5 protein-coding genes and 1 pseudogene are annotated in these 7,814 nt (G+C 67.5%); 1 reads left to right on the top strand and 5 read right to left on the bottom strand.

What is annotated here, in order from left to right; translation table 11 throughout:
• Positions 1-96 precede the first annotated feature (96 nt).
• The gene (locus I6A60_RS34060) at positions 97-1,347 is read left to right on the top strand and encodes an ABC transporter substrate-binding protein (protein ID WP_203018217.1); all 1,251 of its coding nucleotides are present in this window, start codon (positions 97-99) and stop codon (positions 1,345-1,347) included.
• Between the two features lie 358 nt (positions 1,348-1,705).
• On the opposite strand, the gene I6A60_RS34055 is transcribed toward I6A60_RS34060, so the two are convergent.
• The 5 genes and pseudogenes from I6A60_RS34055 to I6A60_RS34045 all read right to left on the bottom strand — a co-directional run bounded on the left by I6A60_RS34055 (position 1,706) and on the right by I6A60_RS34045 (position 7,677).
• Positions 1,706-3,955 carry a hypothetical protein gene (locus I6A60_RS34055; RefSeq protein ID WP_203055789.1) on the bottom strand — a complete coding sequence of 750 codons (2,250 nt, stop codon included), beginning with the start codon at positions 3,953-3,955 and terminating at the stop codon, positions 1,706-1,708.
• Positions 3,956-4,405: 450 nt separating this feature from the next.
• Positions 4,406-4,618, bottom strand: a pseudogene (locus tag I6A60_RS44285) (effector-associated domain EAD1-containing protein); the annotation flags it as partial.
• 366 nt (positions 4,619-4,984) lie between these two features.
• Positions 4,985-5,110 (bottom strand): hypothetical protein, encoded by a 126-nt coding sequence (locus I6A60_RS43030; protein ID WP_255545145.1) that lies wholly within the window; start codon positions 5,108-5,110, stop codon positions 4,985-4,987.
• A 101-nt stretch (positions 5,111-5,211) separates the two neighbouring features.
• On the bottom strand, positions 5,212-6,720 hold the full coding sequence (locus I6A60_RS34050; RefSeq protein WP_307874001.1) for a GGDEF domain-containing protein: 1,509 nt from the start codon (positions 6,718-6,720) through the stop codon (positions 5,212-5,214).
• Positions 6,721-7,143: 423 nt separating this feature from the next.
• Entirely contained in the window at positions 7,144-7,677 is a 534-nt protein-coding gene (locus tag I6A60_RS34045; protein ID WP_307874000.1) for a roadblock/LC7 domain-containing protein, read from the bottom strand.
• Positions 7,678-7,814 lie beyond the last annotated feature (137 nt).

The following is a 7,814-nucleotide window of genomic DNA, read 5'->3' as shown; positions in this document are numbered from 1 at the left end:
ACGGCTCCGGACCCGGCCGTTCGTGGCAGCCGCGGGCAAGACCGTTGCCTGCCGCGAAATAGATCGATTTACCGCAAGCGGGATGAGGAGAACGTAGTGAAACGCAAGTCGAAAATCACGGTTGCAGCGGGATTGTGCGCCGCGACGGTGTTCTTAGCCGCCGGCTGTGGCTCGTCGTCCGGGTCGGGCGCCGCCGGGGCCAGTGGCACCACGCAGCCCGGAAAGACCAAGATTACGGTTGGCGTCATCACGGACATCACCGGCCCGGCGGCGGCCAGTAACAAGTCGGTCGTCGACGGCGTGAAAGCCGGCACCTACTACGCCTCCCGCAACGGCTACACCATCAAGTACATCGTCGGTGACACGGCCACCAGCCCGGCGACCGCGCTGGCCGTCGCGCAGAGGATGGTGACCCAGGACCACGTGTTCGCCGTACTCGCCAACTCCTCGCTGATGTTCGCGGCGGCGCCTTATCTCACCCAGCACAACGTGCCGGTTATTGGCGCCGCCGAGGACGGCCCCGAATGGATTGCCGCGAAGAACATGTTCTCGATCTGGGGCCCGCTACAGACGACGAAGGTCTCGTCGACCTACGGCAAGTTCCTCAAGATGATGGGTGTCACCAATCTCGGAGTGCTCGCCGTCGACGTCCCCAGCGCCTCGGAGTCCGGTCAGGCCAACGCCGTGTCGGCCCAGGAGGCCGGTATCAAGGTCGGCTATCTCAACGCCAAGTTCCCACTCGGCGGCGACGTCGGCCCGGCCGTGCTCGCGATGAAGGCGGCCGGCATCGATGGCTTCGTCTCGGCTTCGTCCCAGGACACCTCGTTCGCGGTCATCAAGGGCCTGCGGGACCAGGGCGTCAACCTCAAGGTCGCCTTCCTGCCCACCGGCTACGGCGGCGACCTGTTCTCGGCGGGACCCGGCGCGGCGCAGAACGCCCAGGGCGTCTACTTCCTGTCCAGCTACGAGCTGGTCGAGATGCACACGCCCGCGACCAAGCAGTTCGTGGCCGACCTCGCGCAGGCCGGTATCACGTCCGAGCCCACCTACGCCTCCTACAACGGTTACGTCACCGTCGGACTGCTGGTCCGTGCTCTCGAGGCCGCCGGTGCGAACCCGACCGAGGCCGGCCTGATCAAGGCGCTTGAGGGCATCCATGACTTTGACGCTCTCGGGCTTTACGGCACCCACACCGTCGACATCAACGACCGGGAGAACATCGTCTTCGGGGCCGACAACTGCCTCTGGGTCGCCCAGTTCGAGGGAAACGGGTTCAAGCCCGTCCCGAACGCCGCCCCGATCTGCGGTGAGCTGATTCCGGGCAAGACGGTCTCACCCGCCTCCTGACCCCCTGTCCCACCAACCCTTGGGCCGGTGCGCCCTCATCGGCGCATCGGCCCTCGGCGGGGAGTCCGCGGACGTGGTGTACGGCTTGTGATCGCAGAGACACAGGTCAGACCGGGTAGGCCGTGTGTACCAGCATCCAAACCTTTTGATCTTGTTGCGCCCCGAGCGCGTGGAGGGGAGTTGCCTGAAGGTAGGTCGGTAGCGTCAGTCCTGGCTGGTGCCTGGTGCGGGTGTCCCTGGCGAGGAGTTGAGGGCAGGTCTCGGCGCGGTCACCAGGCCAACATCAGATAGGTGGCAAAACCAGATCCCGTTTCTCGCGTGCGAAGTCACAGGATCGTCGCCGAGCTGCCGTGGCCGGTCACACGTCGGCGCTGAACGCGGTGGAGCCGTCCGGGTTGACACCGAATCGGCGTAGTCGCTCGGCTTCTTCCTTTCGCCCCCTCGCGACGAGAAACTCCGCCATACGACGAGCGGCGGACCCGCTACCGGCGGCAACGATGAGGGTCCGTAGCAGTAGCTCGGCTTCGTCATCCTGGCCTCGCTTCGCGAGCAGCAGTGCGAGCTGACCGGCGGCGTACTCATCTCCGACGTTGGCGCGAGCCCGGAGCCGATCAGCATTGCCCCAGGTAGCAAGTAGCCAGGCCAGCTGGCGGGCGGCGTTCTCGTCGCCTGCGTCAGCAATGGCCTGTAGCAACTGCTCGGCCTCCTGGTGTTCGCCACGTTTGACAAGCAACTTGGCCAGTTCGCGGCCGGCGGGCCCGGCGGTGGCCGTGGCGACGAGGGTCCGAAGGATCTGTTCGGCCTCGTACTCCCGTCCACGCTTGGCGACCAGACTGGCCAGACGGCGGGCGGCGTACTTGTCTCCGGCGTCAGCGCGAGCCTGGAGCGCGTCAATCTTCCCGTGGGCGGCGAGGAGATCAGCCATCCGTTCGGCGGCATTCTGCCCGTCGTAGTCAGCGTAGGTCCGCAGGATCTGCTCGGCCTCCTCCTGCTCGCCGCGCCCGGCGAGCAGCGCGGCCAGGTGATGGGTGGCATATCCGTCTCCGGCCTCGGCACGGTCCCGGAGTCTGGCGACGTCGCCACGACTGGTAAGCAGACTGGCCAGTTGCCTGGCGGCGTTCTCGTCGCCCGCGTCAGCAACGGTCTGTAGCAACTGCTCGGCCTCGTGGTACTCGCCGTTTTCGGCGAGAAGCCTGGCCAGTTCGCAGGCGGCATACTGGTGTCCGTTGTTCGCTTGGTCTCGGAGACCGTCAAGGTCACCACGGCGGGCAAGTAGATTGACCAGCTCTCTTGCGCCACCGGTGTCGCCTGCGTCCGCCGCGACCCGCAGGACCTGTTCGGCCTCCTGGTACTCGTCGCGTTTGAGGAGCAACCTGGCCAGTCTTTCGGCGATGAACTGGTGGCCGGTGTCAACGAGGTCCCGCAGGCCGTCTACATCCCCACGTTTGGCAAAGAGGTCAGCCAGTTCGCCCGCGGCAAACTGGTCACCGGCGCGGGCGCGGGCGCGGGCGCGCAGGCCGTCGACGTCGCCTCGCACGGCGAGCTGTTCGGCCAGTTCGCCCGCCGCGTACCGGTCGCCGGAGTCAGCGAGCGTCCGTAGCAGCTGGTCGGCTTTCTCGGGCTCTCCGTTCCTGGCCAGCAACTCGACCAGTTCATGGGCGGCGTGCAGGTCGCCGAGGTCAGCTCGGCGCTGCAGGCCGTCGGCATCCCCACGTACCGCAAGCAGATCGACCAGATCCCTGGCGCTGTCCTTGTCGCCCATCTCCAGGAGGCTCAGCAGAACCCGTTCGGCCTCCTGGTATTCGCCCCGTTCGGCGAGCAGAGCAGCCAGCCCGCGGGCTGGCCAGGGGTCGCCGGTGCTGAGGGCACGTCCGAAAAGGGGAATCGCGTGGCGGTGTAGAAGGCGGCTGCTGGCCCGTGCAGCCAGTAGCGCCGCGTCGCGCGGCGTTGCGTGGCTGACGAGGCAATCCCACAGGGCGGTCGGGACGACCCTGAGGCGACGACTGGCGCGAGCGTGTTGTTCCAGGTAGTCCGCGAGCTGGTAGCGCGGCTCGCTCGGTATGGGCTGTCCGGGGCGCGGGCGGATCCGGGTGAGCGCGCCGCGGACGCCGCGGCAGGGAACAGCCGCGTAGTCCAAGGCCAGGTCGAACCAGTCGTCAGGCAGGAGGTCCCACTGCTGGTCACTGAGGTAGCCGGAGGCGGCATCCTCGAGCAGGCCGCGGGGCAGCGCCGGTCCGTGGCCGAGGCGGCGGGCGTCCATCGCCGCTTCGATCACCGCCCGCGCTCCGGGTGGCGCGTTGCGGAAACGGCCGAGCAGTTCGGGTGCGCCGGCGAGGTACTGGGTGACCTGACCGTCGACCGCGCGCGCCCGTGCCTCGGCCAGCCGCGGGTCACGACCGGCCACCGTGCGCAAACGCTCAAGGTCCTGCCCGACGAACGCGTCGGGCAGCGCCAGATCGGCGTTGACGAGCAAGGCCCGGGCATTCGGATTCGACCGGCCAGCCGGGCTCTGAGTGAGGTCCGCCCAGTAGTCGGGCCACAGAGTGCCCAGAACCAGCACCGGCCGGCGGGCCGGATCGCGGAGCAACTCACGCAGCGCGGCGGCCACCTGCGCACCAAGGTCGGCGGGGCTGGTGAGCAGATAGTGCTGGGCCTCGTTGAGCCACACCACGGTCCGTGGCCCGACCCGGGACAGGTCGTTGAGGGCAGCCTGAGCATGACTGGGGTCAATCGGGTGCCACAGCCGCCACTCCTCGGGCAGGGCCTGGACCGCTTCCCAGCAGGCCCTCGTCTTGCCGGTCGACGACCCGCCGACAAGCATCACGATCGAACTGTCACCAGCCGCAGCGCGGGAGACGACCTCCCGAAGCCGCAGGTCGTGGTCCCGGACGACATAGTCCGGCAGCAGCGGCAGGCCTGCCACGGCCGCCCCAGCGTCGATTGCCGGATGCACCTCCAACGCGAACGGGTCGACGATTTCACGGATCGGCCAGCCAGGGCCTTCCCGGCCCCGCGGGCGTCGCGCGGGATCACCAACAACCTCGGCCCCCGCGAAGACCTCATTCGCCGGGAAAGAGGCGGCGGCCTCGGCCAGCAACAGCCGCCGGCCGTCGGGCAGGACACCCGACCGAAGCAGCCGGGACACCTCACCCCAGAACAACCGGGCCGTCACCCAGGCTGGATGGTCACCGCGGTTGAGGCCCACTGACTCCAACAGTTGCCCCGCCGCCATCGGCTCGAAGAACACCTCGGCGAGCCCTCGCACCTCCACCTCGGACAGGCCCTCCACCACCTGCCACCCCCGTTACGAACCACGCGAACAGCCTGCTCCGTCGCGCTTCGAACAGCACCATAACGACGAGACACCGAGCCCCGCGCCGGAAAGTCGTGCGCCCGCGGCCCTATCTGAGCCAGCGGCCGCGACTACGACCTCCCGCAGTCCCTGCGACCAGCGTCCCCGGATGGCGTTATGCAACACCACGGTGATCTTCCGACGCCAGGTCGCCTTCGCCCTCGGCACCTAAGTCCGGCGGATCTCGGCTGACGCGGCGACCAGCACGCGCACCGACCTCGCCCCTCGAACGCACCTTCTGTATCCGGCTGTATCCGGCGGACGGGAGGGGCAGCGTTCGGGTGGTCATCCCAGGTCGTCACGGTGCCCACCAGCTGGCTCGGTTGCGGCGAGGGCCGCGGCGATGCGCCGGCGCGCGAGTTCGTCCTGGCCGACGATGCACTTCGCGTAGACCATAAGCAGGACCCGCACCGAGTGGCCGACTGCGTATCAGCACCGATCTGCGCTTCCAGATGCACTGCGACAACGCGCCGGGCTTTCAGGCGGTGGGCAATGCGTTGCCGGTACCTGAGTCAGCTTCGCATGCTCTCCTCGTAGAACAGGTAACGTCCGCGTCCCTGCCGTTTGGCGGCGTACATCGCGAGGTCGGCCGCGTTGAGCAGTTCCTCGGGGTCGAGTAGTTCCGGGCCGGACAGGGCGATGCCGACGCTGGCGGTGACCGCGAACCTGTCACGGGACCTGGCCAGCGTAAGCGCCTCGACTATGCGGCTGGCGACCGCCTCGACCGCGCCGATGGTGGATATGTCCTCGCAGAGTATCGCGAACTCGTCGCCGGCGAACCGCGCGACAGTATCACTGGGCCGCACGGTCCGCCGCAGCCGATCCGCCACCTCGCGGAGCAGATGGTCACCCTCGCGGTGGCCGAGAGCGTCATTTACCGCCTTGAAACCGTCGAGATCGATGAACAGGACGGCTACCCGGCCGCTCTTCTGGTCGGACCGGAGGAGTGCTCTGCTCAGTTTCCTGAAGAATGACGTCCGGTTCGGCAGCCCAGTGAGAGCATCGTGCAGGGAGCTACGCTGCGCGGAAGCCGCACGGATGCGTTCCGCTTCATACGAACGTGCCAGCATCAGACTGAGCGAAACCTGATTGGCGATGTTTTCGATGAAGTCACGGTAGTCCTGGTCCAGCGCGAGCAGGTCGCTGATCCCGACGATGAGAACGCCGACGGTCGTGGCGCTCCCACGGCTTCTCAACGCCACTGCTACCGCGGTTCGCGGCGGCTGAGAACCGGACGCCAGCCGGACGGAGCCCCACGACGGGAGCTCCGAGACGGCCTGCCCGCCTCCGAGCGATGTCATATTGATGATCCTGGGCAGGACCCCGCTGTTCTCGAGCTCGACGAGCGCGGCCCGGACGGTTCGTCGGCCGTTCAGTCCTGACGACGCGATCGACCGCGGCGCGGACAACGATGGGCATCGTCCCCAGAGCAGCAGCAGGCAGTACGGAATGTCCTCCGGGTAGTTCCCCAGCACGGATGGAACGCGGATACATACGGACCGCTGCGTCCGCAGCCTGGCCAGCGTCGTGGCGAGCTCTCGGTGGCAGGCCAGGCGCCTGGCGCGGATCACCTGTTGGGTCGTCTCCTGGTAGGTCGACAGGACGCCCGCTATGCGTCCACCGTCAGACGCCTCCCGGATAGGACTGAAGGAGAAGGTGAAATATGCCTCCTCCAGATAGCCGTGCCGACGGAGCAGGAGACGTTTGTTCGACGACCACGTCGCGCCATCCCCGGACATCACCTGAGCGGCCAATGGACGCAACTCATCCCAGACCTCGGGCCAGACGCCGTGGAGCGTCTTTCCCATGGCATCAGGATGCTTGTCACCGAGATGTGGTATACACGCGTCATTGTAAATGTATACGAGATCGGCGCCCCACATGACTATCATCGGAAAACGCGATTCCAAGCAGATGCCGACTGACGTGCACAGGCTCTGGCTCCAGCCCTGAGCCGGGCCGAGCGTGGTTGCGGACCAGTCCTTGGCGGCCATCACCCGGCCCGTCTCGCCGCCGGACACGAACAGTCTTTCGATATCCAGGACCCGACCGACACGTTCACTCCGCGACGGGGTCGAGCAACGGACGTCCTCCGCCGCATAAGGACCCATGCGCCGCCGCGCAGTCGACCGGATCTGAGATCCTTCCGTCGCTTGCCACCCCCGTCCGCGATCGGTTGACGCCAGCCGACCACACGACGCCGCGACCCGCTGGAGCCCCGGCCCTGGATCGGTGGCATCACGAACCACGGTTCTCCGCACCGACTCCGCTCGTTCCCTCCGCACGCGGGGACAAACAGATCGAAGAGACGGCCCCGTTTGGCCCAGATCGCCCCATCTGTGTCCGCCGTGTGCGCACGGTTCTCGTCCGAGGACGCGCGAGCGCAGGTAACGCCGCCGCCGGTGGCGGCTGCGGATGAAACGGCGGAGTGGCTGGTAGCGCGCTCAGCCGAGCAGCTTGTTGATCTCAGTAGATGCCGCGCGAGCCTCGATCCGCATCAGTCCGAGGTTGGAGTTGAACGGGCCGGACAGCACCAGCACCGCCTGTTCGCCGGCCGCGTACACCACCAGGTAGCCGCGGTCGCCGCGGACTACCGTCTCCTGCATCTCGCCGAGTCCGGTCCGGTCCGAGATCCGCTTGCCCAGGCCCAGGGCCGTCGCTGCCATCGCGGCCATCCGCTCGGCCTCCGGCTCGGGGAAGTCGTGTGCGACGGACAGCCCGTCCACCGACGCCACCATGGCACCGTTCAACTCCGGAATCGACCGTCGCAGGTCCGACACCACGCGCGACAACTCCGACTGAATACTCACCGATGCACCTCCGTACTCAACGGTTCCGATTGACCTGGGTAGCTCTGGATTCCTGTGGGGACCTACATCGTCCGGCGGCGCTGGCACGGTCGGCAGCACCCACACGGGCATCGCGGCATCCGCGAAGCGTGCGTCGTCGACCGCCCTCTCGGCGAGGATCGGCTCCACCTCATCGACCTCGGCCTTGGCGGGCTCCGACGGCGACGAGGTCGGGGTCCGAGGGCGCCACGACCGTTTCGACGTGCTGCGGTGCCGCGACCCACTGCCCCCCTCGTCATGCATCGTGGCCGTCTTCATCTCTCTTG

The organism is Frankia sp. AgB1.9, from assembly GCF_016786355.1.
Taxonomy (GTDB): Bacteria; Actinomycetota; Actinomycetes; order Frankiales; family Frankiaceae; genus Pseudofrankia.
Note: the sequence above shows the minus strand (reverse complement) of the source record. Positions and strands in the feature narration are given on the sequence as shown.